Origin of the sequence: Kribbella sp. NPDC056861, from assembly GCF_040687575.1 — a bacterium.
In the GTDB taxonomy this organism is placed as follows: Bacteria; Actinomycetota; Actinomycetes; order Propionibacteriales; family Kribbellaceae; genus Kribbella.
Window position 1 is genome coordinate 418,124 of the sequence record NZ_JBFBNQ010000006.1, and the last position, 26,472, is coordinate 444,595.

30 protein-coding genes and 1 tRNA gene are annotated in these 26,472 nt (G+C 68.5%); 15 read left to right on the forward strand and 16 right to left on the reverse strand.

What is annotated here, in order from left to right; all coding sequences use genetic code 11:
* Positions 1-21: 21 nt before the first annotated feature.
* The 3 genes from AB0P21_RS30160 (at position 22) to AB0P21_RS30170 (ending at position 1,693) form a co-directional block, all read left to right on the forward strand.
* Positions 22-780, forward strand: a complete 759-nt coding sequence (locus tag AB0P21_RS30160) for an MFS transporter (protein ID WP_363701267.1) — start codon at positions 22-24, stop codon at positions 778-780.
* A 407-nt stretch (positions 781-1,187) separates the two neighbouring features.
* Entirely contained in the window at positions 1,188-1,382 is a 195-nt protein-coding gene (locus AB0P21_RS30165; RefSeq protein WP_363700701.1) for a hypothetical protein, read from the forward strand.
* The gene (locus AB0P21_RS30170; protein WP_363700702.1) at positions 1,379-1,693 is read left to right on the forward strand and encodes a hypothetical protein; all 315 of its coding nucleotides are present in this window, start codon (positions 1,379-1,381) and stop codon (positions 1,691-1,693) included. Before AB0P21_RS30165 ends, AB0P21_RS30170 begins: the two co-directional genes overlap by 4 nt.
* A gap of 159 nt (positions 1,694-1,852) precedes the next feature.
* Here AB0P21_RS30170 and AB0P21_RS30175 read toward each other — a convergent pair whose 3' ends face one another.
* On the reverse strand, positions 1,853-2,611 hold the full coding sequence (locus AB0P21_RS30175; protein ID WP_363700704.1) for a hypothetical protein: 759 nt from the start codon (positions 2,609-2,611) through the stop codon (positions 1,853-1,855).
* 448 nt (positions 2,612-3,059) lie between these two features.
* On the opposite strand from AB0P21_RS30175, the gene AB0P21_RS30180 reads away from it, so the two are divergent.
* Positions 3,060-3,551 (forward strand): GAF domain-containing protein, encoded by a 492-nt coding sequence (locus AB0P21_RS30180; protein ID WP_363700706.1) that lies wholly within the window; start codon positions 3,060-3,062, stop codon positions 3,549-3,551.
* Here the strand turns inward: AB0P21_RS30180 and AB0P21_RS30185 are convergent.
* Complete coding sequence (locus AB0P21_RS30185) at positions 3,531-4,292, reverse strand: oxidoreductase (RefSeq protein WP_363700708.1); 762 nt, start codon at positions 4,290-4,292, stop codon at positions 3,531-3,533. The genes AB0P21_RS30180 and AB0P21_RS30185 overlap by 21 nt on opposite strands.
* Positions 4,293-4,349: 57 nt before the next feature.
* Between AB0P21_RS30185 and AB0P21_RS30190 the strand changes: the two genes are divergently transcribed.
* Both AB0P21_RS30190 and AB0P21_RS30195 read left to right on the forward strand, forming a co-directional pair.
* Positions 4,350-4,955 (forward strand): TetR/AcrR family transcriptional regulator, encoded by a 606-nt coding sequence (locus tag AB0P21_RS30190; RefSeq protein WP_363700710.1) that lies wholly within the window; start codon positions 4,350-4,352, stop codon positions 4,953-4,955.
* Between the two features lie 37 nt (positions 4,956-4,992).
* Complete coding sequence (locus AB0P21_RS30195; RefSeq protein ID WP_363700712.1) at positions 4,993-6,147, forward strand: epoxide hydrolase family protein; 1,155 nt, start codon at positions 4,993-4,995, stop codon at positions 6,145-6,147.
* 60 nt (positions 6,148-6,207) lie between these two features.
* Here the strand turns inward: AB0P21_RS30195 and AB0P21_RS30200 are convergent, their stop codons facing one another.
* Entirely contained in the window at positions 6,208-6,990 is a 783-nt protein-coding gene (locus AB0P21_RS30200; protein WP_363700715.1) for a methyltransferase domain-containing protein, read from the reverse strand.
* Positions 6,991-7,086: 96 nt separating this feature from the next.
* On the opposite strand from AB0P21_RS30200, the gene AB0P21_RS30205 reads away from it, so the two are divergent.
* The 3 genes from AB0P21_RS30205 to AB0P21_RS30215 all read left to right on the forward strand — a co-directional run bounded on the left by AB0P21_RS30205 (position 7,087) and on the right by AB0P21_RS30215 (position 9,615).
* On the forward strand, positions 7,087-7,956 hold the full coding sequence (locus tag AB0P21_RS30205) for an aminoglycoside phosphotransferase family protein (RefSeq protein WP_363700717.1): 870 nt from the start codon (positions 7,087-7,089) through the stop codon (positions 7,954-7,956).
* A gap of 86 nt (positions 7,957-8,042) precedes the next feature.
* Positions 8,043-8,600 (forward strand): hypothetical protein, encoded by a 558-nt coding sequence (locus tag AB0P21_RS30210; RefSeq protein WP_363700719.1) that lies wholly within the window; start codon positions 8,043-8,045, stop codon positions 8,598-8,600.
* On the forward strand, positions 8,587-9,615 hold the full coding sequence (locus AB0P21_RS30215; RefSeq protein WP_363700721.1) for a LacI family DNA-binding transcriptional regulator: 1,029 nt from the start codon (positions 8,587-8,589) through the stop codon (positions 9,613-9,615). Before AB0P21_RS30210 ends, AB0P21_RS30215 begins: the two co-directional genes overlap by 14 nt.
* Here AB0P21_RS30215 and AB0P21_RS30220 read toward each other — a convergent pair.
* Entirely contained in the window at positions 9,602-11,047 is a 1,446-nt protein-coding gene (locus tag AB0P21_RS30220) for an alpha/beta hydrolase (protein ID WP_363700723.1), read from the reverse strand. The genes AB0P21_RS30215 and AB0P21_RS30220 overlap by 14 nt on opposite strands.
* A 147-nt stretch (positions 11,048-11,194) precedes the next feature.
* On the opposite strand from AB0P21_RS30220, the gene AB0P21_RS30225 reads away from it, so the two are divergent.
* The 3 genes from AB0P21_RS30225 to AB0P21_RS30235 all read left to right on the forward strand — a co-directional run bounded on the left by AB0P21_RS30225 (position 11,195) and on the right by AB0P21_RS30235 (position 13,969).
* Entirely contained in the window at positions 11,195-12,607 is a 1,413-nt protein-coding gene (locus tag AB0P21_RS30225) for a hypothetical protein (protein WP_363700724.1), read from the forward strand.
* Between the two features lie 67 nt (positions 12,608-12,674).
* A complete protein-coding gene (locus AB0P21_RS30230) occupies positions 12,675-13,466 on the forward strand; it encodes a helix-turn-helix transcriptional regulator (protein WP_363700726.1) in 792 nt (263 codons plus the stop codon).
* A complete protein-coding gene (locus AB0P21_RS30235; protein ID WP_363700728.1) occupies positions 13,466-13,969 on the forward strand; it encodes a DUF664 domain-containing protein in 504 nt (167 codons plus the stop codon). The genes AB0P21_RS30230 and AB0P21_RS30235 overlap by 1 nt, the downstream gene beginning before the upstream one ends.
* 38 nt (positions 13,970-14,007) lie before the next feature.
* Here AB0P21_RS30235 and AB0P21_RS30240 read toward each other — a convergent pair whose 3' ends face one another.
* Positions 14,008-15,099: a hypothetical protein gene (locus AB0P21_RS30240; protein ID WP_363700730.1), complete on the reverse strand. Its 1,092-nt coding sequence runs from the start codon at positions 15,097-15,099 to the stop codon at positions 14,008-14,010.
* Positions 15,096-15,614 (reverse strand): SigE family RNA polymerase sigma factor, encoded by a 519-nt coding sequence (locus AB0P21_RS30245; RefSeq protein ID WP_363700732.1) that lies wholly within the window; start codon positions 15,612-15,614, stop codon positions 15,096-15,098. Before AB0P21_RS30245 ends, AB0P21_RS30240 begins: the two co-directional genes overlap by 4 nt.
* Positions 15,615-15,797: 183 nt before the next feature.
* On the opposite strand from AB0P21_RS30245, the gene AB0P21_RS30250 reads away from it, so the two are divergent.
* On the forward strand, positions 15,798-17,006 hold the full coding sequence (locus tag AB0P21_RS30250) for a hypothetical protein (RefSeq protein WP_363700734.1): 1,209 nt from the start codon (positions 15,798-15,800) through the stop codon (positions 17,004-17,006).
* Positions 17,007-17,063: 57 nt separating this feature from the next.
* Here the strand turns inward: AB0P21_RS30250 and AB0P21_RS30255 are convergent, their stop codons facing one another.
* From AB0P21_RS30255 to AB0P21_RS30280, 6 genes are all read right to left on the reverse strand, one after another.
* On the reverse strand, positions 17,064-17,555 hold the full coding sequence (locus tag AB0P21_RS30255) for a hypothetical protein (RefSeq protein ID WP_363700736.1): 492 nt from the start codon (positions 17,553-17,555) through the stop codon (positions 17,064-17,066).
* A 71-nt stretch (positions 17,556-17,626) separates the two neighbouring features.
* On the reverse strand, positions 17,627-18,070 hold the full coding sequence (locus AB0P21_RS30260; protein ID WP_363700738.1) for a hypothetical protein: 444 nt from the start codon (positions 18,068-18,070) through the stop codon (positions 17,627-17,629).
* On the reverse strand, positions 18,067-18,615 hold the full coding sequence (locus tag AB0P21_RS30265) for a SigE family RNA polymerase sigma factor (RefSeq protein WP_363700740.1): 549 nt from the start codon (positions 18,613-18,615) through the stop codon (positions 18,067-18,069). The genes AB0P21_RS30260 and AB0P21_RS30265 overlap by 4 nt, the downstream gene beginning before the upstream one ends.
* Positions 18,616-18,708: 93 nt before the next feature.
* Positions 18,709-20,043 carry a GGDEF domain-containing protein gene (locus AB0P21_RS30270; protein ID WP_363700742.1) on the reverse strand — a complete coding sequence of 445 codons (1,335 nt, stop codon included), beginning with the start codon at positions 20,041-20,043 and terminating at the stop codon, positions 18,709-18,711.
* A gap of 207 nt (positions 20,044-20,250) precedes the next feature.
* The gene (locus tag AB0P21_RS30275; RefSeq protein ID WP_363700743.1) at positions 20,251-21,798 is read right to left on the reverse strand and encodes a helicase HerA-like domain-containing protein; all 1,548 of its coding nucleotides are present in this window, start codon (positions 21,796-21,798) and stop codon (positions 20,251-20,253) included.
* Between the two features lie 65 nt (positions 21,799-21,863).
* On the reverse strand, positions 21,864-22,568 hold the full coding sequence (locus AB0P21_RS30280; protein WP_363700745.1) for a L,D-transpeptidase family protein: 705 nt from the start codon (positions 22,566-22,568) through the stop codon (positions 21,864-21,866).
* A 131-nt stretch (positions 22,569-22,699) separates the two neighbouring features.
* Here AB0P21_RS30280 and AB0P21_RS30285 point away from each other — a divergent pair, with 131 nt between their 5' ends.
* Together AB0P21_RS30285 and AB0P21_RS30290 are read left to right on the forward strand one after the other, a co-directional pair.
* Positions 22,700-22,993, forward strand: a complete 294-nt coding sequence (locus AB0P21_RS30285) for a type II toxin-antitoxin system VapB family antitoxin (protein WP_020388608.1) — start codon at positions 22,700-22,702, stop codon at positions 22,991-22,993.
* Positions 22,994-23,016: 23 nt separating this feature from the next.
* Positions 23,017-23,580 (forward strand): LytR C-terminal domain-containing protein, encoded by a 564-nt coding sequence (locus AB0P21_RS30290; RefSeq protein WP_363700748.1) that lies wholly within the window; start codon positions 23,017-23,019, stop codon positions 23,578-23,580.
* Positions 23,581-23,688: 108 nt separating this feature from the next.
* Here the strand turns inward: AB0P21_RS30290 and AB0P21_RS30295 are convergent, their stop codons facing one another.
* The 4 genes from AB0P21_RS30295 to AB0P21_RS30310 all read right to left on the reverse strand — a co-directional run bounded on the left by AB0P21_RS30295 (position 23,689) and on the right by AB0P21_RS30310 (position 26,415).
* Positions 23,689-25,197, reverse strand: coding sequence for a potassium/proton antiporter (locus AB0P21_RS30295; protein WP_363700749.1), 1,509 nt, complete (start codon positions 25,195-25,197; stop codon positions 23,689-23,691).
* Between the two features lie 151 nt (positions 25,198-25,348).
* Positions 25,349-25,439 (reverse strand) — tRNA-Ser (locus AB0P21_RS30300).
* Between the two features lie 12 nt (positions 25,440-25,451).
* Positions 25,452-25,886 (reverse strand): tRNA adenosine(34) deaminase TadA, encoded by a 435-nt coding sequence (gene tadA / locus AB0P21_RS30305; protein WP_363701269.1) that lies wholly within the window; start codon positions 25,884-25,886, stop codon positions 25,452-25,454.
* Positions 25,887-25,914: 28 nt separating this feature from the next.
* Complete coding sequence (locus tag AB0P21_RS30310) at positions 25,915-26,415, reverse strand: tRNA adenosine deaminase-associated protein (RefSeq protein ID WP_363700751.1); 501 nt, start codon at positions 26,413-26,415, stop codon at positions 25,915-25,917.
* Positions 26,416-26,472: the final 57 nt, after the last annotated feature.

Sequence of the window (26,472 nt, forward strand, 5' to 3'; positions counted from 1 at the left end):
TTCTCCGGCAGCGTCATCCGGCTGACCGCGCCGCCTCTCGGCGCTTTGCTGCTCGCCGGGCCGGGGATCAAGTTCGTGCTCGCGGTCGACATCGTCAGCTATCTATTGTCAGCGGCAATCATCGCCTCGCTCCGGCATCGACAGCTCCCGAGAAGCGCCACAGACAACGGATTCCGGGCTCTCGAAGAAGGCCTGCGCGGTGTTGTCAAAAGCAAGATTCTCCAAGGTCTGCTGATCACCAACGGCGTCTTTCTGACCGCCAATGCCGGCGCGACCGCGCTGCTTGTCCCCTTTACCGTCGAGCGTCTCGACGTATCCGGCTCGAGTGTCGGCTACCTGATCTCGGGATTGGGCGTCGGCTTTCTGCTCGGCGCCGCACTCAGTCCGAAAGCCCTTACCTGGTTGGGGATCCGCGACTTGCTCATCACCACACAGTTGGCGACGGCCGCTGGATTCGCCGCCATGTTCAACGCCCCGAGCCTCGCGTGGGCAATCGCCGGCGCGGCGCTGATCGGCTTTCCCGGCAGCATCCTGCTGATCACCGCTGAAACCACGGTCCAGCGAGTAGCCCCCACCGACCTACTCAGCCGAATCGGCGCGCTCTTCTTCGCGATGGACTCACTCAGCGTCGTGATCGGGGCCCTCGCCGCGCCGGCCCTGGTCGGCCTCATCGGTTTGGCGAACACACTCAACGTGATCGCCACCCTCGCAGTACTAGCCGCGCCGATCACACTGTTCGCAGTACCGGGGCATCCGGCGAAGCTCAGCCGGATACGCTGACCCTGATCTGCCGGAGTTACGGTCCTGGGCAGAACTCCCGGTTGGAGCGGCGCCAACGCTGATCCAGCGCGCCTCCGCCCCGAAACGCGGCGCAATACTCCCGCTCCGTGTCCGGGTGAGCGCCCGGAGTTACCTGGAAGTCCTACCTTTAACGCCAGGTTGAAAAGGTTTTCATGGTGGCCGAATCGTTATTGGCAAATTCCCGCAAACATTCTTGACAGGCCATAAAGGCAGTCTGTTCCCGGAACCGCTCCCGGCACTTCTGACCAGCGGTTTCACCGGACCAGCACACTGCGTAAACCCTCTGTAAAGGTCCCTGCCCGGCTATTCCGGGGTGCGGCTTTTTGAGGTGTTCTTTCCATATGCCCAGCGTCGGGCAGCCGCCTCGAGAACACGAAGGACCAGCCATGACCGAGTCGATCGAGATTCCCGCCTCGCACCGCCGCGTGCGGGTCTGGTTCGGCGCCACCACGATCGCTGATCACACCGCGGACGTCGACCAGGCAGCGCAGTACGAAGAAGCCATGCGCCGCCGGTTCGCCTCCCTGCGGGTGACCAGCGAGCCGGTTCTCGTCGACGCGATCGGGACCCCGGCGCGATGACCACCCGTCCGACGCTGCTCGGCTACGTCCGGGCCGACGCGCTCAGCTGCGCCGAGGAACTGGCCGCGGCCACGAACTCGCTCGCGGTGTTCGCCAGCGCCGAGGGATTCACCCTCGGCACGGTGTACACCGAGCGCGACGCCGCCGAGTCCGCCGCGTTCCACGCGCTGCTGGACGAAGTGAAGCGGTCGGACGTGCGAGCGGTCGTCGTACCGACGCTCCAGCACCTCGGAGCCAACGGCGCCCCGGTCGGCATGCAGCGAGACCTCGAGTCCCACCAGGCACACGTCTGGGCGGTCGACGCGAGATAACCCCATAGGCAAGCGGAGCTGACGTCTTGACCCCTGCATCGGCGTCGGTTCCGCTCTCCACCTCCACAGCTGCACCGGAGATGTTCGGGCGGTAGTGGACCAATCAAGGCCCCACCGGCTGCTACCGGTGGGGCCTTGTCGTTGGTCTCGTACTGCGCGTCAGGCGGTGATCGTGTAGCCGTAGCGGCGCATCACCGCGGCAATCCCCTCATTGAAGATGCCGGTGGGCGGCAGCCCGAACTTCAGCTCGACCTTGCGCAGTACGCGCTGGAAGTGCAGATGCCACGACACCCCGGCTGCCGGCACCGTCTCGGCCTTGGTGATCGCCCCGACCCGCGGATGCGCCGCCCAGGCGATCACCCGGGCCCGATCAGCACCCCAGGCACCGGTCATCGCGTCGTGGGTACGCGCGTAGGCCATCGCGGCGCGCGAAATGGACGAGTCCGGTACCGCGGGCGGCACCGGTGCCGGGTGCGCCTTGAGATAGAGCTCCCAGGTCATCCCGTAGTACCCGGGCGGGCCGTCGTCCGCGCCGCGATTGGCCAGGCCGTTGCGCTTGCGCTTGTACTCCAGCACCTGGATCGCCGCGCCGCGGGACAGATCCTTGTCGCCGACCGCGATCGCGTGCACGTGGTACGGCCAGCGGCCTTGCGCCGGAGTACGGATCCAGGCGGCGAAGCCGACCTTGCGCAGCGCGAGCAGGATCGCCCGGCGCTGGGCCGGGCTCTGCCTCACCACGTCGATGTCGACCGCGCCGCCACCGTCGTGGGTGCCGGCCGACGCCTCGACCCCGCCCTTGTTGTACGAGCCCTGGATGAACTTGAACTGCGACTGGTACAGCTTCTCGGCCGCCACCAGCATCGCGACGGTCCGCCGGTTCAGCTGCGTCCGCCGCCAGACGATCCTTGCCTCAGGCATCTAATTGCCCGAGGATCAGCTCCGCGTCCTCGGCGGCGCCGAGCGCTTCCAGCTGATCCAGCTGGTCCTCGGTCAGTTCGTCCTCTTCGATCGCGTCGAAGACGTCCGTCATCGATCCTCCCCCTGCGACGTCCGCGACCTCCCCCGGCCACGGAATCGTCAATCAGGGTAGGGGCGGCCGGTGTCATCCGTCCATGCGGGTGTGCGCCGGTGTATGAGGAACGTCAAGTTTTCCGAGTCCGCGGGTGTGAGCGGCACCTGGTGGGGTACGAGTAGACAGTCCCGCGGTTCAGTCGGCCCCATTCGGGCATGGGTGGTGCTCACCGAGCCGCGAGTTCTCCCACTGAGGGGCGGGAGAACGACCGACGGCGGCGGGCGTATCCCACGGTACGCCCGCCCCTGGCCGTCACTCCCGAATCCGCTGGACAGCGCTCGATCGGAACTTCGCATGACGCTTCCCGTGTACCGCGCCCCGCTGCGTTCGCGGCGCGACGACGTACCGGTCGGCCTCGCCGTGGATCGCGCTCTCACCCTCGGCGTCTGTGGATTCGGCGGCCGCCTCAATCCCCCGCCTGCCGATCTCGCCGATGCGCTGACCGCAACCGCTCTCACGTACGACGTACGCACCGCCCGCCGCCTGCAGCGCTTTGCTGAGATCCCCGTCGGCGCGTTCATGTGGACCCGAGAACCGGACGGCCCCTACTACCTCGGCCGCCTGACCGGTTCGTGGCAGTACGACGCATCGCCGGGCGCGGCGGCTGCCGACCTTGTGCACGTTCGTGCCTGCGACTGGTCCAGCTCACCGGTTCCCGAATCGGCGGTTCCGAGCGGTACGGCGTACACGTTCTCGCGGGGTGGGCGGAACCTTCAGCGCATCCACGATGAAGACACCGAGGCGCAGACGGCCGAGCTCTGGCGGTCAGGCGGCCAGGCCTACTGACGCGCCGCCGTCGATCAGGAGTTTGCTGCCGGTGATCCACTCGGCCTGGTCGGAGACCAGGAAGGCGACGGCCGCGGCGATGTCGACCGGGATGCCGACGCGGCCCAGCGGCGTACCGTCGGTGAAGGCCTCGACGGGGACGCCGAAGCCGTCCGCCATCTCCTGGCGAACCTTGTTGCCACCCGGCGTCGTCACGTTGCCGGGGATGACCACGTTGAGCCGGACGCCCTTCGGGGCGAGTTCGGCGGCCAGGGTCAGGCTGTACCTCTCCAGCGCCGCCTTCGCCGCGGCGTAGTGCGCGAGCGGCGGTACGGCGTCCAGCGTCACGGTGGAGGAGATGTTGACGATTGCTCCCTTGGCCTCGATCAGGCCGGCCAGCAGCCGCTGGGTGACCCAGACCGTGCTCAGGTACGACGCGTTCAGCGCGGTCAGCCATTCCTCGTCCGGGATCGTCGCGATACCGCCGGGGTACGCCTGGCTGGCGGCGACGTTGTTGACCAGGATGTCGAGCTTGCCGTCGAAGTGCTTCAGGGTCTCCGCGCCGAGGTGAGCCGCGCCTTCCGGCGTACCGAGGTCGGCCTGGATGTAGTGGACTCCGGCCGGCAGGTTGTCGACCGGTGTACGGGAGGTGGTGGCGACCGTGGCGCCGGCGGCCAGCAGTTCGGCGACGATGCCTGCGCCGATGCCGCGGGTGCCGCCGGTGACCAGGGCGTTCTTACCTTGCAGTGAGTTTTTGACCATACGGTCCAGTAAAGCTCTTTAGGACCGATCGGTCAAATACGCGGTATGCTGGGCGGTATGGGTAGGCCGAGGAAGTTCGACGAGGCGCAGGTACTGCGGGCTGCGCGGGACGAGTTCTGGCAGAAGGGCTATGCCGCCACCTCGCTCGACGACCTGATGAAGGCGACCGGGCTGGGCAAGGGCAGCTTGTACGGCGCGTTCGGCGACAAGCACCAGTTGTTCGTCAAGGTGCTGAACGATTACGCGCACGAGACCTCATCTGGCGTCTGCGAGGCTGTTGGGCGCGACGAGCGGGCTATCGACGCACTGCGGGGCTTCTTCGTTGTGGACCCTGCCGAGTCCGAGGGAGCGGTCAAGGCGAGTCGCGGCTGCTTTCTGGCGAACAGTTCGACCGAGCTCGCGGCGCGCGATCCCGAGGTGATGGGGTGCGCGCGGGCGACGTACCAGGCGGTCGAGGACTGCCTCACGAACGGGGTCGCCCGGGCTGTGGCCGAGGGGGATTTGCCGGAGGACACCAATCCGCGGGAGCTGGGCCGGCTGCTGCTGACCATCCTGCAGGGGCTGCAGTTCCTGTTGAAGACGGAGATGAGCACGGAGGCTTTGCGTGAGATCGGCCGGTCGACGGTCGATCGACTGCTGCCGCAAAAGTCGTTGGTTGAATAGGAATCCAACGTTCCTATATGGCTCCTACGGTAAAGCCATGAACAACAACGGCAGCACCTCCGCAGAGTCCATCAAGCCCTTCTGGATCGACGTACCGCAGGCGGACGTCGACGACCTGAACGCCCGGCTGGCGAACACCCGGCTGCCCGAGCCGGCCCCCGGCGACGACTGGGAGCTCGGTACTCCGAACGCCTACCTCGCCGAGATGGTCGACCGCTGGCAGCACCAGTTCGACTGGCGCGCGGAGGAGGCGCGGATGAACGCGTTCCCGCACTACACGACCGACATCGACGGGCAGAACGTGCACTTCATCCACGTCCCATCGGCGGTCGAGGGCGCGACGCCGCTGCTGCTGATCCACACGTACCCCGGCTCGTTCATCGACTTCCTCGACATGATCGGCCCGCTCACCGACCCGGTCGCCCACGGCGGCAGGCCTGAGGACGCCTTCTCGGTCGTGGTGCCGTCGATCCCCGGCTTCGGCTTCAGTACTCCGCTCGCCGACCGCGGCTGGACGATGGCCCGCGTCGCCCGCACCTTCGACACGCTGATGCGCCGGCTCGGCTACTCGTCGTACGGCGCCCACGGTTCCGACGGCGGCGCGATGATCTCCCGCGAACTCGGCCTGCTCAACCCTCCCGGCTTCCTCGGCCTGCACGTCCTGCAGCTCTTCTCCTTCCCGTCGGGTGACCCGTCGGAGTTCGAGAAGTTCGGCCCGGAGGACTACGCGGCGCTCGAGCACATGCAGTGGTTCCAGTCGGTCGGCGGTTACAACGCGATCAACTCGACCCGCCCGCAGACGGTTGCCGTCGGCATCTCGGACTCCCCGGTCGGCCAGCTGGCTTGGAACGAGCTGTTCAACAACTTCGGCAACGGCACCAGCCTGGTCAGCGCCGACCAGATCCTCGCCGAGGTCACCCTCTACTGGTTCACGAACACGTCAGCCGCCGCGGGGCGCTACCACTACGAGGAAGCGCACGCTGGCACCGAACCAGCCATCAACTCCGCCCCGACCGGCGCCGCCGTCTTCGCCGACGACTTCAAGTCCATCCGCTCGCTGGCCGAACGGGACAACTCGAACATCGTCCACTGGAGCAACTTCAAGGCCGGCGGCCACTTCGCCTCCCTCGAACGCCCGCTCGACGTCACCGACGACCTCCGCGTCTTCTTCGCCGGCCTCCGCAAGCAGTAACCCCAGTACTCCGAGCTGGTCCGCAGCTGCCGGCGGACCAGCTCGGGTTTTCTGTTCGTCTTAAAGCGCTGAGGCGACGAAGAGGTAGCGGTTGAGGCTGAAGAAGTAGCTGTCACCCAGGCCGCGCAAGTCGTCTGCCCAGGCCGTCGCCTCCTGCTCGGTCACCTTCGCTCGACCCGGCACGAACGCCTCGACGATGTCGATCAGCCCGGCGCTGTAGGTGCGGGCGTCGTAGCCGGTGTTGAGCATCGGGACCACCTGCTGGTGTGTGACCGTGAAGCCCGCCTTGTCCAACGCGTCGCCGAGTGTGCGCGGCAAATGCGGATCCTCGAGGTGCTCTTCGAAGGCAGTCAGGACGCGGCTCATCCGGGTGTCGTCGGTGGAGCGCCAGACGATCGAACCCCAGTCCGTGTCCAGCAGGACCACGCGGCCGGCGGGGCGTAGTACTCGGCGGATCTCGTTGAGGGCGCCCGGTACGTCGTTGAGGTACTCGAAGACCTGGGTGGAGACGACCACGTCGAAGCTCTCGGTGCCGTGCGGGATGCGCCCGGCATCGGCGTGCACCAGCTCGATCGTCGGGCCGTCCGGCACCTGGGCGCGAGTTCTCGCGATCGCCAGCATGCTGTCGCTGATGTCGATCCCGCAGACCCGCCCGCCGGAACCGACCTCCTCCGCCATCTCCGCGGCCAGCAAACCCGGTCCGACGCCGACGTCGAGGACCCGGTCGCCCGGCCGGAGCGCGAGCGCGGTCCGCACCACCCGACGCTGCTCGATCACGTCGGGTGTCGTGTAGACCGACTCGATCTGCCGCGACACCTCCGGATCGAACTGCAGGTTACTCATCCCCGCCCTCCAGATCTCCGCCCATGACCCACATCATGATCCGCCGAAGCGCCAACAGGGAGACCAGACGCCGATCGTCTCGCTACGGTGGGCCGAATGATCGAGCTCCCCGGCACCTTCCTGGCAATGCCCCGCTGGTGGTCGGAGGGCCAACACTGGCTGGCCGAGCTCCCCGCGGCGGTCGAGCGGCAGTGCGATCACTGGGGACTCGAGCCGGACGGAGCCATCTCCCACGGATCGAACGCGATCGCAATACGGGTCACCCGCTCCGGCGAACCCCTCGTGCTACGAATGACACCGCCCGGCCCTGACGTCGCCGAGCAGGCCGAGGCGCTGCGCTGGTGGGACGGTCGCGGCATGGTTCGCCTGTACGCCGCTGATCTCCCCAACGGCGCGATGCTCCTGGAGCGTCTCGGCAGTTCCCTGTCGGCCGAGCCGATCGGCGAGGCGATGACCGTCCTCGGCCAACTGATGCGCCGGCTCGCCGTACCAGCGCCCCCGGACGTCCCCTCGACCGCAGCAATCGCGGGGAGACGCGCCACGGAACTCGAGGCGGACTGGCAGCGATACGGCCAACCCTTCGACGCAGCGCTGCTCGACGAAACACTCGCGATCGCTCCACAGCTGTCGGAGTCCAGCTCCGAGCTGGCCGTCAACGGCGACTTCCACTCCGACCAGGTACTGCGTGGCGCCCGCGAGCCGTGGCTTGTCGTCGACCCGTTGCTGTACCGCGGCGACCTCGAGTACGACCTGGCCCGGATGCTCTGGACCCGGTTGGACGAGATGGAGACCGATGCGGAGATCCGCGAGCACTTCGGCACGGTCGTGCAGGAGGCCGGGCTCAGCGAGGAGCGGGCGCGGAACTGGGTGGTGTTCCGGACTGTCAGCTACTGGCTCTGGGGGCTGAGCGCCGGGCTGACCGAGGACCCTGAGCGGTGTCGGCGACTGCTGGCCGCTTTCCGATAATTATCGGAAAGATTGACGCTGGTTCCGGGCGAACTTAGCCTGAATCAACCGGGGGAGTTTCGATAATTTTCAGGAGGGCGGTCGGCGTGGACGCATCCTGTTTGCAGGTGCCGTTGCGGCGGGTGGCGGGTGACGCCCGGTGGGGGCGGGTGGTGAGCGCGGTCTGCAACACCTTGTGGTTGCGGCCGGCGGAGTACCTCGCGCCGGGGACCGTACCGGAGTACAGGCATCAGCTGGAGTTGTTGCTGGCTGTGCTCGGGGAGTGGACGAGTGTGGTCGCGGTGGCCAGCCGACGGACCCGGCGTACGGCGACCGAGGATCTGTCGGCTGCGCTGGTGACGTTTGCGGACGGGACGATCGCCAACGTGGTGAGCAGCTCGCTGGCGCCGCGGGAGGTCAACTACCTGCGGTTCGACTTCGAGCACGCGACGGTGGAGGTCAGCGACTGCAGCCAGTGGCGGATCACCGCGGTACCGGGGCGGGAGGAGCCGGTGGCGCAGGCGTGGGACGAAGGTCTTCGGCATGCGGAGGGCTGTGGCGGGCATCATCCGGGCTCGGACACCATCGAACTGCTCGACGCGGTGCGGTTGTCGGCTGAGTTGGGGCGTCCGGTCGATCGAAGGAGGCTGGATGCCCACCACTGAGCGCGTCACGATCACCGACATCGCCAAGGAGGCGGGAGTTTCGGTGCCGACCGTGTCCCGCGTGCTGAACGGCCGCGCCGACGTGGCGGCGGGCACCCGGGCGAAGGTCGAGGGGCTGCTCAACCACCACGGGTATCGCCGGCGCGGATCGCGGCGGGTGGAGCGGGCCAACCTGATCGACCTGGTCTTCAACGATCTCGACAGTCCGTGGGCGGTGGAGATCATCCGGGGTGTGGAGGAGGTCGCACACAGTTCCGGGATGGGGACGGTGGTGTCCGCGATCCATCGGCAGTCGACGGCGGCGCAGCAGTGGATGCAGAACCTGCAGGCCCGCGCGTCCGACGGCGTCATCTTGGTGACGTCGGGTCTGGAGCCGAAGTTGCAAGCGGAGTTGCGGCGGCTGCAGGTGCCGACCGTGGTGATCGACCCTGCCGGAGTACCGGGTCTGGCTGTGCCGACGGTCGGCGCGACCAACTGGGCCGGCGGATTGAGCGCGACCGAGCACCTGATCTCGCTCGGTCATCGCCGGATCGGGTTGATCGCCGGGCCGTCGCGGTTGCTCTGCAGTCGCGCCAGGCAGGACGGCTATCGGGCCGCGCTCGACGCTGCCGGGCTGTCGGCGGACGGGCTGTCGGCGGACGGGCTGATCTACGAGGGCGATTTCTACCACGAGTCGGGCTTCGCCGGCGCCGGTCAGCTGCTCGACTCGGCCGATCCGCCGACGGCCTTCTTCGCGTCCAGCGACCAGATGGCGCTGGGCGTCTACGAAGCTGTACGCCGTCGCGGGCTGCGGGTACCCGACGACATCAGCGTGGTCGGTTTCGACGATCTGCCCGAGTCCACCTGGGCCAGCCCGCCGTTGACGACGGTCCGCCAGCCGCTGACCCAGATGGGCATGGTCGCCGCCCGGACGATCCTCCGGCTGCTCCAGGGCGACCAACTCGAGAGCCCCAAGGTCGAGCTGGCCACCGAGCTGATCGTCCGGGAGAGCACTGCTCCGCTCAGCGACAGGTAGAGCGCTTCGGCGGCAGCTTGCCGTCGATCAGGTACGCCGCGATCGCCGCGCGACCACAGGCCGAGTTGAGGTACGCCGTATGCCCGATCGCGTCGTCGGCGACCACCAACCGGCTGCCCTGGATCTGCCGGGCGAGCCCGTAGGCGTTGCTGACCGGAGTCGACGGGTCGTGCTTGGTCGAGGTGAGGAGGATCGGCGGCACGCCGTTCACCGGCGTCGGCTGCCACGGGTTGCTGGGCTTGATCGGCCAGCCCGCACACGCTGCCGTGATCACCCAGCCTTCGACCGCGGCGCCGACGCGCGGCGCGACTGCCTTGGCGAGCGCCAGCCGGGCCTTCGCGTCGGCGTACCCCTTGAGCTCACCGGGGAGATCCATGCACGACACCGCCGCGTACGCCGTCTCGTAGTCGCCGAGGTAGCTCGTCTCGGCGAACAACGAGGCATCGCCCTCGACTGCCTGGGCAATCCCCTCGGCCAGCGGCGGCCACGGGTTGCCGATGAAATCGGTCTTCGGCATCAGCGCCGGCAACGTCATCCGCAGCGTGTCACCAGTGACCGGCGGGTGATCAGGCACCGGCAGCGGCGTCTTGTCTGCCTTCGCGACCAGCTTGTCCCAGACCTTGCCGACGTCCTGCCCGTGCAGCGCGCACGACGCGTCCTTGTCACACCACGCGGCGAACCGGTTGAAGGTGTCCTCCATCGTCCGGGCCTCGTCGAGCATGAGCCGGGTCGCCCCCTGCGCATGGTCGAGGATCCCGTCGAGCACCATCCGGCCGACCCGCTGCGGGAAGAGTTGCGCGTACGTCGTACCGAGGTAGGAGCCGTAGGACAGGCCGATGAAGTTGAGTTTCTCCTCACCCAGCGCTGCCCGGATCGCGTCCATGTCGCGCGCGGCCGTGCGGGTGTCGAGGTTGCGCAGGAAGTCGCCGTGCTTCTTCAGACACGCCTCACCCGTCGCGCGACTGGAGGCAACCATCGCGTCGTACTGCGCCTTGTTCTTGGGGAATACCGGTACTCCGGGACGCAGTACCGGGCCGCAGGCGAGCGCCGTACTGCTGCCGCTACCCCGCGGATCGAAGCTGACCAGGTCGTAGCGATCGCGATAGTCGGGGAACAGCCGGTCGGCCAGCCCGTCCGCGAAGATCGACGCCCCGGCACCACCGGGACCGCCGGGGTTGAACGTCAACGACCCGAGCTTGTGCGCTTGATCCTTCGCGGGCACCCGCGCGACGTAGATCTCGGTCTTGGCTCCCGCCGGCTTCGCCCAGTCCAGCGGGACACTCAGCTTGCCGCACTGCTCGACGCTGCCCGGCTTGCACTCACTCCAACTGATCCCCGCCGGCTTGGCCGTCGCCACACCCGGCACCAGCAAGCCGCTGATGCCGGCAGCAATCACCGCCACTGAAAGCCCTTGTTTCCAACGTGTTTTCATGTGTTGAACCTAGGCAAGGGACAACCGCCCGAGCATCCCCCATCGGGCGGGCCACCCCACCGACGAAAGTCGTAGTACATCCCTGACCTACCCCTGAGCCGGCAAACCTGTGGCGCCTCCTGGTGTCGTGCCGGGACAATCGGCGACGTGACCATGACCGTGACCGAGGCACGCGAAGCCCTGCTGCGGCTGAGTCACGCGCTGGAGACTCCTTTGCGGACAAGCGCCCGGCGCGAAGGGCTCACCTGGCTCGCGAATCTGCAGGGCGAAGACCTGGTCCGGCTCGACGACGTCGCTCGCTCCCAGCCCAGCTATGCCGGCCCGGCCATCGGCAAACGCCCTGATCCGGATGAGACGACCGGACTGGGAGCGGTGCTGGCGAGCCTGTACTACGACGGGCGACTGCGGGAGCGCGCGCTGTCCCAACTGCCCGGTGAACTCGCGGCTGTCCTGCTGGCGCTCCGGACCGCCGATCACGTCCCGCAGATCCGGGCGCAGGCGCGCGAGTTGTTGTTCGCATTGCCGCCTGCCCTGGTCGCGATGGAGGTCCTGCTGGTCGTCCGTCGGCGCCTGCACGGCGGGGGTTTGCTCGACGAGTATGCGAAGCGGTTGACCGACGAACAGCTTGCGGGGATGCGCACAGCCGGCGTACGCGACCTGCGGCGGTGGGCATATCAGCACGGGCTGGCGGATGGCACCCTCGCGCGGGCCGAGCTGGAGATAGGGGCCCTTGACAACGATCAGTGGATCCGAGTGCGGTGTGCCGATGCTCTGGCCCAACAAGCCGACGCCGAACTCGCACCGAGGCTCCTCACCAGCCGGTACGTCGAACTGCGCATGGCTGGGCTGCTCCGGTTGCCTGAAGAGCTGCTGGGCGATGAGCAGATCGAGCACGCGCTGTTCGATCGGTCGGCGCGGGTCCGCGAACTGGCCCAATGGCGTTGTCGACGGCGAGGTGGCGACCCGGCCAAGACCTACCGCGACGTGGCTCTCGGCGCTGGTCGGATCGTGGCGGGTCGCCGTACAGGGTTGGTGTCGGGGTTGTCTGAGACCGGTGACGCGAGCGATCTCCCGTTGGTTCTGGAGCACCTCGCGGATCGAGGGCCGGCGGTGCGACTGGCAGCGGTCAAGGCTGTGGCCGGCTGGCTCGGCAGTGATGAGCGGGCCGGGCTGCTGGGTCCGTTGCTGCTGGATGCGTCGCCCAAGGTGGTCGGCGCCGCGGCGACTGCATTGGCGTCGTTGCCACGGGATGTGACGGCCGAGTTTGTGGACGCCGCATGGGCCTGCGAGCAACCGTGGTCGCGGGCCGGCGCCACCCGGGTCGAGGTAGGTGGCGGGCCCTGGTGGGCACTCGAGTCGATCCTGCGGCTGATGGCGGACCCCGACCCTGAGTTGAGCCGCCAAGGCCGGATCAGGCTGACCGACTGGTTCCGGACAAGCGCCAACAGTGGACAGTTGTCGGACGAGAAGCAGAAAGCACGGCTTCGCCGCCGGATAGCTGAGGCCGGACTGGATGATGCGAGCGTCCGGCGGCTCAGCTTCTATGCCCGGCTGAGCTAGTGAGCGGGGGGTGGTCGATGACGTTGGAGGTCATCGTGGTGACCACCTCAGCGGTTACCGTCGGGGCATGACGGCGACGATCGAGGAGACGTTTCAGCGCCCGGTGGGTGAGCTGTTGCGGGGGTGGCGGGAGCGTCGCCGGCTCAGTCAGCTGGATCTGGCCAATCAGGTCGAGGTGTCCACCCGGCACGTGAGTTTCGTCGAGACCGGGCGGTCGAAGCCGAGTCGCGAGATGGTGCTGCGGCTGGCGGAGCATCTCGACGTACCGCTGCGGGATCGCAACCAGTTGCTGCTGGCCGGTGGCTACGCGCCGATCTACAGCGAGTCGTCGTTGCACTCGCCGACGATGCTCGCAGTACGGGAGGCGTTGCGGCGGTTGCTCGAGGCCCATGAACCGTACCCCGCGCTGGTGGTCGATCGGTGGTGGAACATCGTCGAGGCGAACGCCGGGATCGCCTTGTTCACCGAGGGAGTTTCGGTGGAGCTGCTCAAGCCGCCGATCAACGCGCTGCGCCTCACGCTGCACCCCGACGGGATGGCGCCGCGGATCGGCAACCTGGCTGAGGTCCGCGCGAGCGCGCTGTCCAGCTTGCAGCGGCAGGTTGCCAGTACGGCGGACCCCGAGCTGCAGGACCTGTACGACGAACTGCGCGGCTACGCCGGCAGTGAGCGGACCGAACTCGCGGCGGCGGCCGAGGTCGTCGTACCGATGAAGCTTCGGCATGGGGATCGCGAGTTGTCGCTGCTCACCACGATCGCGACCTTCGGAACGCCGTTGGACGTGACGGTGTCGGAGCTGATGATCGAGTCGTTCTTCCCCGCTGACCAGGCGACCGCCGAGCACTTGCGGGGGTTGTGATGCTGCCGGACGACCAGCTCGGGGACACCCGGGAGCTGCATCTGGCGTGGCTGGACTTCTACCGCGAGACGGTCGAGCGGAAGCTCACCGGGCTGAGTGACGCGGAACTGCGGACCAGCCGGCTCCCATCCGGCTGGTCCCCACTGGAACTGCTCAAACACCTTGTGTTCATGGAACGACGGTGGTTGCGCTGGGGGTTCGTCGCTGAGCCGTTCGACCAGCCGTTCGGCGACTCCGCCGGGGTGGAGGACCATCCCTGGCAGTTGGAGCCGGAGGACGACCTCGCTGAGCTCCTGGTCGCGTTGCGGGCGGGCGGCGTACGGGCCAGGGAGGTGGTGACTGGCGATCTCGCGGCGAAGGGTGCTGTCGGTGGCCGGTTCGGGGATGCCGCCATGGCGCCGACGCTGAACTGGATTCTGTTTCACGTGCTGCAGGAGCACGCGCGGCACGTTGGGCAGCTCGATATCGCGCGGGAACTCGCGGATGGGGCCACCGGCGAGTAGAGGTCGATTCTCTCTACCCGCCGGTGGACCGGGACTGCCTACCGGTGGAAGGAGGGGGTACCGGTGGGCAACGAGGGGTGCGGCCAGGTCGGGGTCGTGGTGGGCCACGACGGCTTCGGTGGCTTGGGGAAGCTGGGCTTGGTGGTCGGGAAGGGCGGGAGGGTCGGCTTGCCCGGGAGCGACGGCTTCGCGGTGGGGATCGGCGGGGCGGTCGGCAGAGTGGGCTTGCTTGGCTTGCTCGGGAGCGACGGCTTGGCTGTCGGTACCGGCGGGAGGGTTGGCTTGCCGGGCAGGGACGGCTTGGCGGTCGGGACCGGGACGTGGACGCAGGGCGGGAGCGTCGGGGTCGGCACCGAGGGCTTGCCGGGTAGGGACGGCTTGGCCGTCGGTACCGGGGGCAGGGTCGGCAGTGACGGCGTACCGGTCGGGGGCTTCGGCAGGTTGGGGAGCGACGGCGTCGGTACTGGCGGGTGCGACGGCTTGCCGGGCAGGGACGGCTTGGTGGTCCGCACTGGCGGCAGGCTTGGCGTACCGGGCTGGCCAGGCTTGCCGGGGAATGACGGCTTAGTAGTCGGTACCGACGGCTTGCCCGGCAGCGACGGCTTGCCGGTCGGCGCAGACGGCAGACCCGGCTTACCCGGGAGGCCCGGATTCCCAGGCGTCGAAGGCTTCACGGTCGGCACCGGCGGAAGCGACGGCTTCCCCGGATGCGACGGCTGACCCGGCAGGGACGGCTGCCCAGGCACGGACGGCTGACCTGGCAGGGACGGCTTGCCCGGTAACGACGGCTGCCCCGGCAGCGAAGGCTTAGCAGTCGGTACCGAAGGCAAACTCGGCTTCCCCGGTGCCGGCACCTTCGGCAGGCACGTCGGGTCGACCGACGGTGTAGCGACGGGGACCGCGACCGGCGGCTTGCTGTCGCCAGCGAGCAGGTTCCGGACGTCGGTAGGTCCCCCGACCGCGGCGGACACTGTTGCGACAGTGCCGGCGAGGGCAGTCACGCCCGCCGCGGCCAGTCCTCGGCGGAGCCAAGCAAGGCGACGGCCGCGACGCATCAGGTCGGCCGGGTCGGGCTGCCAGGGCTCCAGGTCGTACTCGAGCGCGCTGCGCACCCGCTGGTCGTCGGTCATGCTCTTCCTCCAACAGTGGTGTCGATCAGGTCGGGTGCCAGCCGCAGTTTGGCCAGAGCCCGCGACGCGGTGCTCTTGACGGTCCCGAGGGCCATCCCGAGCAACTCGGCGGTCTCGACCTCGGAGAGGTCCTGCGAGTAGCGCAGCGCGACCACTGCTCGCTCCTTGACGGTCAGCCGGGCCAGGGCCGCCAGGACCGCTTCCCTGGTCTGGACCTCCGCGGAGAAGTCGGCGACCTCACGGTGGTCCCAGTCGTTGTCCACCGGATCACTCGGTACTTCGTTGGACCACTGCCGGCGGGAGGCGGACAGGAACCGGTTCACCAGCACCCGGCGGACGTAGCGCAGCGGATCAGCCTCGAGCCGGTGCCACTTCGGATAGGACCGCATCAGCGCCTGCTGGACGAGATCCTCGGCCGTGTGCCGATCCCCGCACAGCATCTCCGCGAAGCGGAGCAACCGGGTCGACTGGGCCTGCACGAACCGCTCGAAGTCGGCGTCCGCGGAGCGGGTCATCGATTCTCCTTCGCCTCTGTCACACCCGTCCAAACCCCGTGGGTCACCGCATAGGTTCTGTTCCGTCACCAAATAACTGGAAGAAATTTATTCACGCGCTATACACAGAGACCGGTTTGTTTGTCACATTGGGCGCACCGGGCAGCAACCCGGTGACCTCACCGCCCCGGAGGTATATCTGTCATGCGTCTCTCCACCAAGGTGCGAGCAGCGGTCTGTCTGACCGCCGCGGTCGCCCTCACTCCGCTCGCGCTCGCGGCCGGACCCAGCTCAGCAAGCCCCACCGACCCCGTCAACGTGGCTGCTCAGCCTGTGGACGGATCCACCAACGTTCGCCTCGACGGGCAGCGCATCATCCTCGGCGACGCTCCCGCCTCGCTCGGGTCGGCCGAAGTACGGCAACGCTCCGGCATCGCCAACCTCGCACCGATTCGCTTCCCCGCGGCCACCTCCGCCGTCGTCGTCGACTACACCGCCGGTACGCCGGACCTGTCGACGGCTGAGGTCGACGTACGGGCTCTGGTCAAGGACAGGTGGTCGGAGTGGACCACGGCCAAGGCTGGTCAGCCGACCGCGCTGCCAGCCGCCAGCGACCAGGTCCAGCTCCGGATCATCGTGATCGCGCCGCCGCAGGGCGGCAGTCCGTGGATCAGCGACGTCCGGGTGCAGGCCACGGACAAGGCCGCCACGGGCAGCAGGGCGATCCAGGCCGCTCCGCTGAAGTCACGCGTCTTCGCGACCCGCGAAGGTCTGGTCGGCGGTACGACGGCCAACGGGCACGTCATCACGAGCCGGGACCACTTCGTCGCGCTGCCATCGCGGCGAGGACTGGCGAACAACGGCTCGGGCAACTACTCGGTCAAGGTGTGCACTGCGAGCCGGTGCGCGTTCGAGCCGGTCTGGGATGTCGGCCCGTGGAACACCAAGGACGACTACTGGAACCCGAGCGCGACGCGCGAAATGTGGAAGGACCTCGCGCAAGGCAGGCCGGAGTCGCAGGCGGCGTACCAGAACAACTACAACGGCGGGAAGGACCAGTTCGGCCGCAAGGTCGCCAACCCGGCCGGGATCGACCTGGCGGACGGCGTCTTCTGGGACGCGTTGAAGCTCACGGACAACTCGTGGGTGGACGCGACCTACCTGTGGACGGGTGACGGCGGCCGCGGCACGGTCACGATCACCTCGGGCTATCTCAACCTGCGCAGCTCGGCGAGCTCCAGCGGCGCGGTGGTCGGGATGGCCGGCAAGGCGGCTCAGGTGACGGTCGAGTGCCAGACCACCGGCCAGAGCATCACCGGATCGCAGGGCACGACGAACATCTGGCTGCGGGTGCACGCGGGGATGTACGTCTCGAAGGCGTGGATCAAGGCGGGCAGCTTCGGCGCCTGCTGACAGCAAGCACCCGACGGACCGGAGTACCCGTACTCCGGTCCTTCGGGCGGCTGGCGTCTACTTCCCTGGTGACACGGTCGGCGGCTTCACAGCCCTGGGGGTGGGCGCATAGGACGGCGTTGCCCTCGGCGGCTCAACCCCGGTCCCACGTGACGGGGTGGCGGGCTGGGAAGGCGTTGCAGTCGGCGGTTTCACACCTCTCACCGGCGACGGAGTGGGTGCGTTCTCGATGCTGCTCGGGGTCGCCGGCGGCGGGGACACACTCGGCACGTTCTTGCTGCCGTCCGGAGTCGGCGGCGGCGTCGGCGCGTTCCTGAGGTCGCTCGGAGTCGCCGGCCCGGGAGTCGGCGCGTTCTCGATCCCGGCCGGGGACGGCGTCGCCACGTTCGCGACCTCGTCCGGCGACGGCGTCGGTGCGTTCTCGATCCCCACCGGGCTTGGCTTCGGCGGGCCACCGAGCCCAGCGGCCGAGGCGGCCACCGCTCCGCCGGTCAGCGCCGCAACCACCACACCGGCCACTGCCAGCCGCTTGATCAGGGTCTTCGTCATTTGTTGCCCTCCGCAAGTTTTTCGTGCTGTCGGGCTCAAGGACGCGACCCCAGCCGAAAAGGTTCTGCCGGCTACCCCTTGGAGGGAGTCGCGGACGGCGGCTCGACCGTGTGCTTGCCAGGCGGCACCGGCGTACCGGTCGGAGTCTCGCCGCCCGGCTGCGGAGTGTTGGCCGAAGGCACCGGCGGTGGCGTCCTGACCGGAGGCACGGGCGGCGAAACCGGCGTACTCGGCACCGGAGAAGACGGAGTAGCCGGAGCAGTCGGAGACGGCGCGCTCGGAGCCGGAGTACTGGTCGAAGGCGCCGCCGGCTGCTCGATCACCGGACCACCACTCGACTGAATCCCCACCACCACACCAACAGCAACCACAGCCAGTACTGCGCCCGCCGACGCCCCAACAGCCGCGATACCTCGCCGTCGCCGCCGATGCGCCCCAGCGATCACCTTGGCCGGGTCGAGCGGGCTGATGTCACCCGCCGGCCGCAGCGCTTCCCTCAGCTCGTCGCCGTTCACGACGGCTCCCCCGCGTAGCTGCTGCTCAGCTCGGGCGCGGCCCGCAGCTTCTTGAGGGCTCGCGCGTTCGCGCTCTTCACCGTGCCCACCGCGACGCCGAGGGTGGCCGCGGTCTGCGCCTCGGACAGATCTTCGACGTAGCGCAGCACCACCACGGCCCGTTCCCTTCTGGTCAGCGTCGCCAAAGCTTCGGCGATCGCGGTTCGGCTCTCGATTCCCACACTGGCGTCCGCCGCGGTCCGCCCGGCCGGCGAGAACCCGACCTGCTCGTCGAGCTCGGCCGCACTGCCCCGCGGCCGCTCCCGCCACAACCGTCGGCGGACCCAGGACAGATGCTGGTTGACCACCGCCTGCCGGACGTAGGCGAAGGGGTCGCCGAGCTCGATCCGGTCCCAGCGCAGGTAGGACTTCTCCAGCGCTGTCTGCACCAGATCCTCCGCCAGCCCCGCGTCACCGCACAGCATCCGCGCGAAGTGCACCAACTGCGCGGATCTGGCGAGCACGAAGGCCGTGAAGTCGTCATCGCGGCTGACCGCCCGCTGCATCCACTCTCCGTCCCTGACCGTCGCCTCTCACCAGCAAGGACGCGACCCGCCCGGGAAAGGTTCTGCGTCCCGGCAAACTTTCCGGCTGGAGATTCAGCGGTGTTGGAGATCCGCCGGAGTCGGGCGCGGGAGCGCTGTTGCAGAAGGCGTCGCCTCGCGCGGGCGCACGTGGAGATCAGCGGCCAGCCGGACCCGGTCGCGGCCGGCGTCCTTGGCGGCGTACATGGCTCGATCGGCGCGCAGCAGCAGGTCGTCGACCGTGCTGCCGTCGGCGGGGTAGACGGCGACCCCGATGGAGACGGTGAGACGGAAGGTGTCCGGATCGAGGTCCGGGTCGTCCAGTACGCCGGCGCACATCGCGGCCAGCGGGCTGGCGGCGACAGCCGTCCGGAGCCGATCGGCCGTCACGGTGGCGTCGTCCAGACCGGTGTCGGGCAGCGCGATGACGAACTCCTCGCCACCGAACCGGCCGATCACGTCCTTGGTCCGGATCGCCGAGCGCAGAATCGTGGCGACCGCGCGCAGCGCCTCGTCGCCGACCAGGTGTCCGTGCCGGTCGTTGACCTGCTTGAAGTGGTCGATGTCGATCAGCAGCACGGCCATCGGCTCGCGCTGGCTGCGAGACGCGCGGAGTATCTCCTCGGTCCGCCGGCGCCACCAGTCGACCCGGCCCAGGCTGGTCTTCGGATCGGTGTGCGCCTCGGTTTCCAGTTGGCCGAGCAGCAACGCGCGTTGCGCGGTCAGGGTGATGGGGATCGCCACGAACGCGAACCACGGGCTGACCAGCGTCGCCGCGGCCAGCAGACACCCGAGGGTGCCGGCCGTCGCGTCGACGCACAGGTCGTCCTTGTCGCCGACCGTGTCCTGCCGGCTGCTGCCCGGCACGATCAGCGAGATCGCCAGCCCGCAGAGCAGTGTGTCGGTCGCCAGATAAGCGAGCGCGCCGCCGACCATCGCGACGACCAAGCCGAGGTCGCTTCCCCCAGTCATCGCCAGAGCCGATTGGTAGACCGCGTGCGCGGCCCCGATCGCGATCACGCAGACAGCGGTCGAGAAGGCCCAGCGGTACGGGATGCACTTGCCTGCCCGGATCCGCCACCAGATCCGCAGCAGCACCGCGACCAGGATCGCCAGCGCCGGATGCAGCACCAGCGCGGCCGCGATCATCCACGCCGGGGCGAGATCCTTGTGCAGCGGACCGCCGCGTCGCCGGCGGCTCTCCACCCGGCGGGCGCCCTCGACCGAGATCAGCGCCGACGCGGTCAGTGCCACCACGACCGTCAGCCCGCGCCACGACGGCAGCTCCGAGAACGCCTGGGCGCCGTACGCGATCGCTGCCAGGTCGACGAGCACGACCACTCCGAGCGCCGGGACCGACAGCGTCCACAGCGCCCAGGACCGTACTGCTCGCCTACTCTGAGCAACCATTACCTCCCACCGTACGACGTGTGAGGGTTCGGTCCCAATCCGCGACGGCGCGCTGTGGATAACCAGTTGGAAACGAAAACCAGCCGCTGCTGTGTCAACCGTTTGATCAAGGATCAGTGATCGCCGTACGCACGGTGACTATTCGATCAGGGTCGAATACGGACCGGCGGGACTCGCAAAGTCCCGCCGGGAAGTGAACCGAAAAACTTAACGCTTCCGGCGGGCCGCGCCGAACAGTCCGCGGATGATCTCCCGGCCCGCGGTGCGCGCGAACTGCTTGAAGGCGGACGAGCCGACGACCTGCTCGACCATCGACTTCTCCGCTTTCTGGGCCCGCGGCGACGGCGCGGCCTTGGGCTGCGGGGCCGGCTTGTTCTGCGCCTCCGCCTCGGCCTGCTCCGCGCCGGCCTGGACCCGCGCGGCCAGCTTCTCGTACGCCGATTCGCGGTCGATCACTTCGGTGTACTTCGCGTTGCCCGCCGACCCCTGGACCGCGGCCGTCAGCTGCTCCGCCGTGGCCGGAGCCATCAGCGACTGCGGCGCGCGCAACCGGGTCCAGGCGACCGGCGTCGGGGCGCCCTTCTCGTTCATCACCGTCACGATCGCCTCGCCGATGCCGAGCTGGGTGAGCACCTCGCCCAGGTCGTACGACGAGTTCGGGAAGGTCGAGACGGTCGCCTTCAGCGCCTTCGCGTCGTTCGGGGTGTGCGCGCGCAGCTGGTGCTGGACCCGCGACCCGAGCTGCGCCAGCACGTCGTCCGGCACGTCCTTTGGCGTCTGGGTGACGAAGAAGACGCCGACCCCCTTCGAGCGGATCAGCCGGACGGTCTGCGCGATCGAGCTCAGGAACGCCTTCGACGCGTCGGCGAACAGCAGGTGCGCCTCGTCGAAGAAGAAGACCAGCTTCGGCTTGTCCACGTCGCCGACCTCGGGCAGGTCGTGGAACAGGTCGGCCAGCAGCCACATCAGGAAGGTGGAGAACAGGGCCGGCCGGTCCTGCAGGTTCGGCAGCTCGAGCAGCGAGATGACGCCCTTGCCGTCGCGCTGCTGCAGCAGGTCGGCGGTGTCGAACTCGGGCTCGCCGAAGAACGCCTCGGCGCCCTGGTCGGAGAAGCCGATCAGCGCCCGAAGGATGACGCCGGCGGTCGCCGCGGACAGCCCGCCGAGCTCCTTCAGGTCGCCCTTGCCGTCGTCGCTGGTCAGGTGCGTGATGACCGCGCGCAGGTCCTTGATGTCCAGCAGCGTCAGGCCCTGCTTGTCGGCGTAGTGGAAGATCAGCCCCAGCGACGACTCCTGGACGTCGTTCAGGCCGAGCACCTTGGACAGCAGCACCGGTCCGAACGACGTGATGGTGGCCCGGATCGGCACCCCGGTGCCCTGCCCGCCGAGCGCGTAGAACTCGGTCGGGAAGCCCGTCCCGGTCCATTCCTGGCCGATGGTCTTGGTCCGCGCCAGCAGCTTCTCGCTCGACACACCCGGCTGCGAGACACCGGACAGGTCGCCCTTGATGTCGGCCGCGAAGACCGCGACGCCTGCGGCTGACAGCTGCTCGGCCATCAGCTGCAGGGTCTTGGTCTTACCCGTACCGGTGGCACCCGCGACCAGGCCGTGCCGGTTCACCATCGAGAGCGGGATCCGGACCGCCGCCTCGGGGCTCGGCGTACCGTCAACCAGGAGTGCGCCCAGCTCGATCGCCGGCCCCTCGAACGCGTACCCCTGCTTGACGGTCTCCACGACGTCGGCTGTCTCGGCCATCTCAACGTGCCTCTCGAACGAACGAAGGGAACTCTCCCCGTGCGTTCGAGATGCTAGTGGTGTTCTCAGCGGATGACGACGACCCTGACGGAAGTCGCCGCGAACGACCAGATCGTGGCCGACATCGCGGCCGAGACCCGGATACAGCCGTGCGACGCCTTCGAGTTGGTACCGAGCAGCCAGTCCGCGTGGATCTGGGCGCCGTTCTTCTTGTACGTCGGGATCTGGTGGAAGCCGATCCCGCACGGCGCGAACCGGACGAAGTTGTTCAGGTAGAGGCTGGCGCCGTCGGTGTTCTTCTTGATCCGGGCCGCCCGCCCGCACTTGACGCCGCTGGTGTAGGTCCCCGGCTTCAGGTAGGCCGGGTTGTCGATGATGCCGCCCTGCCGCACCACCTTGCCCTTGGCATCGACCAGCCAGACCCAGTTCTGGCCCTGGCTGATCACGATCCGGCGGCCCGCCCCGGTGCCGGCCGGTACGGCGCGGACGTCGCAGCGCTTGGCGGTCGCTGCGATCAGCCGGGCGTACGTCGTACTGTTCAGCGATCCGGTCTGGCTCAGCTTGTTGGCCGACTGGAACCGGACGGTCGCCGCCTGGCTCATCGCGCCGAACTTGCCGTCCACCGGGCCCGGCGTACAGCCGAGCTTGGTCAGCCGGGTCTGGGCCGTCCTGGTCTGGGTCACGGTCAGCGCGTCGGCCGGAATCGTGGTGCCGGCGACAGCCACCACCAAGGTGGCCAGTCCGGCGCCTACTCGGGTCAAAGTCCTCATTTTTCTCCCCCTCTTGGTCCTTATCCCCATGAGACGCCCAACCACCCCCGAAGGTTGAGGGCTCGGCGGGTATTTTTCCGGTGACATTCCTGACCACTCACCGACCCTCAAGCACCGCTAGACTCCGGGGGGTGATCTTCAAGCGCGTCGGCGAGGAACGGCCTTACCCGGACCACGGGTACAAGCCGAAGGACTGGTCTGTGCTGCCACCGAGGCAGGTGCGGCTCGACCAGCTCGTGACGACCAAGGGCACTCTGGACCTGAACGCGCTGCTCGACGAGGACTCGACCTTCTACGGCGACCTGTTCGCCCATGTGGTCGAGTTCAAGGGCGAGATGTACTTGGAGGACGGTCTGCACCGCGCCCTGCGCGCGGCCCTGCAGCAGCGTCTGGTTCTGCACGCCCGGGTCCTGGTCGTGGATTAGAAGATGAGTCGGGGGACTGTCAGATGAGCGCACTCCAGGTACAGCCGCGACCGCACTCGCGCATTCACTGGCGGACGCCCATCACGATGGTGACGCTGCTGGCGGTCCTGGTGGGCGGCGCGTGGTGGGGCTGGGAGTCGCTGACCGAGAGCAACGCCGGGCCGAGCTGCGTCGACGCCAAGATGGCGAACGACCGGCTGACGCCCAAGCAGGTCACCGTGAACGTCTACAACGGCGGCGCCAAGGCCGGAACGGCGTCGGCGATCTCGAAGGTGCTGACCAAGAGCGGCTTCCACGTCGGCAAGATCGCCAACGAGCCGAACGGCAACAAGGTGACCGGCGTCGAGCTGCGCGGCACCACCACGAACGGGCCGGAGATGAACCTGGTCGCCGGTCAGGTCAAGGGCAAGCTGAAGGCCGTCGCCGACTCGCGCCCCGACCACTCGGTCGACCTGGTGGTCGGCGTGGGCTACCCCGGACTGCGGGACAAGCCGGTGCAGTCGATCGCGCTGCCGAAGGACACCACCCTCTGCCTGCCGAGCATCAAGCCCACGCAGCCGATCCCGTCGGGTCAGAACCCGAACTAGTCACCGAGCGCACCCGTCGAGGCGTACGTCGCGATCTCGCCGCTGGTGCTGGTCACTCGCGATCTCGCCGCTGATCCTGGTTACTCGCGATCTCGCCGCTGATGCTGGTTACTGCTGTTCGCGACCGCGTTCGCCGAACCAGCCGGCCAGGCGACCGGCCCGGCTGACTGCCCGGAGGCGCCGAACAGTCTGCTCTCGCAGCGCGCTCGGCGCGACCACCAGTACGGCGTCGCCGGCGCGCAGTACCGTCCGGCGCTCGGGGACGAACGCCTTCTTCTCCCGGATCACCAGCGAGACCGACACCCCCGGCGGCAGCCGCAGCTCGCCGATCTCGACGCCGGCCAGCCGTGACTCGCTCGGGATCAGCACCTGCAGCATGTCCGCGCCCAGCGACTCCAGCGGCGCCACGTCGATGTCGACCTCGTGCGCCGCGTTGTCGTCGAGCACCCCCAGCCGCTTGGCCAGCCACGGCAGCGACGGGCCCTGCAGCAGGGTGAAGAGCAGCACCAGCACGAAGACCACGTCGAAGACCCGGTCCGCCTGTGGCACCTGCTCCGCGAGCGGGATGGTGGCAAGAACGATCGGTACTGCGCCGCGCAGCCCGGCCCAGGCGATGAAGGTCTGTTCTCGCCACGGGATCCGGAACCACGACACCGAGATCGTCACCGCCGCGAACCGCCCGACCACGGTGACCGCGATCCCGATCACCAGCGCGAGCAGCACGTCGTTCAGCCGGATCCGGCCCGGCGAGGCGAGCAGGCCGAGCATCACGAACAGCCCGATCTGGGCCAGCCAGGCGAACCCGTCGACGAACGACCGGGTCGCGATCCGGTGCGGCAGCTCGGCGCGGCCGAGGATCAGGCTGGTCACGTAGACGGCGGCGAACCCGGAGACGTGCAGCAGGACCGTGCCACCGGCGTACGAGACGAAGCAGAGGGAGACGATCGCGAGCGGGTACAGCCCGGCCGAGCCGAGCGCGACCCGGCGGAGCAGGCCGACCGCCAGCCAGCCGACCACGAACCCGAACAGGGCGCCGATCACGAGCTCATAGAGGACCAGGCCGGCGAAGTACGGCAGGCCGTGCTCCTTGAGGCCCCCAGTGCTCACCAGGGTCACCAGGAGGACCGTTGGGGCGTCGTTGAGCCCTGACTCGGCCTCGAGCATCCCCCGGAGCCGCGGACGGACAGGGACGCGGCGTAGTACGGAGAAGACGGCTGCGGCGTCTGTCGGCGAGGTGACGGCGCCCAGGAGCACGGAGATCTGCCAGTCCAGGCCGAGGATGAAGTGGGCCACACAGGCCACTACGCCGACGCTGACGGTGACGCCGAGGGTCGCCAGCACCACCCCGACGGGCATCACGGGTCTGACTTCGTTCCAGCGGGTGGTCAGACCGCCCTCGATCAGGATGATCACCAGCGCGGCGAACCCGAGCGCGTGCGCGATCTGGGCGTCCTCGAACTGGATCCCGGCGCCGGACTCCCCCAGCGCCAGTCCCATCGCGAGGTAGATCAGCAGCGAGGGAAGGCCCAATCGGCCGGACAACCGGACAGCGATGATCGCCACCAGCAGCACAGCGGCGCCGGCCAGCAGGATCCGGTCGAGTTGTGAAACGTCCACAGCGGCCCTCTCGGGTCGGGGACTGCAGCTTAGTGGAGTCGTGCCTCCGGCAACGAATCAAAAGGTTGCAAGGAGACAGTGAGAAAAAACGAGGACCCTGACGCATCACACAGCATCAGGGTCCTCGGCGTAACTACCACCCGGGGGTGGTTGGCGGTGGCGGAGGGATTTGAACCCTCGGAAGGGGGTTACCCTTCACGCGCTTTCGAGGCGCGCTCCTTCGGCCGCTCGGACACGCCACCGCCGCAAGGCTATCAAGACCGATGGCCATTGAAGAAATCGCGTAGCCGCGCACCCGCTTCGTCGGCCATCACGCCGCCGATCACCTCGGGCCGATGGTTCAGCCTTCGATCCCGTACGACGTCCCACAGCGACCCCACCGCGCCCGCTTTTTCGTCGTACGCCGCGAACACCAGCCGGTCCAGCCGGGACAGCACGATCGCCCCCGCGCACATCGTGCAGGGCTCCAGCGTGACGACCAGGGTGCAGCCGGTCAGCCGCCACTCGCCGACGTGGTCGGCGGCCTGCCGGATCGCCAGCACCTCGGCGTGCGCGGTCGGGTCCCCGGTCAGCTCACGCTCGTTGTGGCCGCGGCCGATCACCTGCCCGTCGGCGTCCACCACGATCGCCCCGATCGGCACGTCGGCACTGACGTGGGCCCGCTCGGCCTCTTCCAGCGCCACCCCCATCAACCGGGCGTAGGCGCGGTGCGCTGGGTTAGCCAATGCTTTCGATCGCCTCGTGGAACTGGTTGCCGAAGCCGAGCGCGTCGGCGATCTCCTCGAGCATCTCCTCGGGGTACAGGTCGACGTCGTCGATCAGCGCGCCGAGATCCATCGCGCTCATCCCCAGGTCGGCGAGGATCGCCAGGTCGCCGGCCGGCACCTGGTCGTCGTCGTCATCGACCAGCGGGATGTCGAGCTCGTCGACGACCTGCTTGGCCAGCGGCCACTCGGTGGCGGCGGTGACGTCGGAGATCAGCAGCTTGGCCCGGCCGCCGACCACCCGGAGCAGGATGAAGAAGTCCTCGTCGACCGAGATCATCCCGACCACGCCCTGGTCGCCGGGGTAGCGCCGCAGCGCCGAGACCAAGGCGGACAGGTCCGGTTCACCCCGTAGTACCAGCGGGGCAACCTGCCAGTCCCCGTCCTCGGTGTAGGCGGCCAGCGCGAAGTCGAGGTCGGTGGTGGTGATCGGCCCAGCTGTGGGTTCGGACACCTTTGCATGGTCGCAGACTCCGGCCGCAACTTCCGCTTTTTCCGGCTTTTGGTCCCG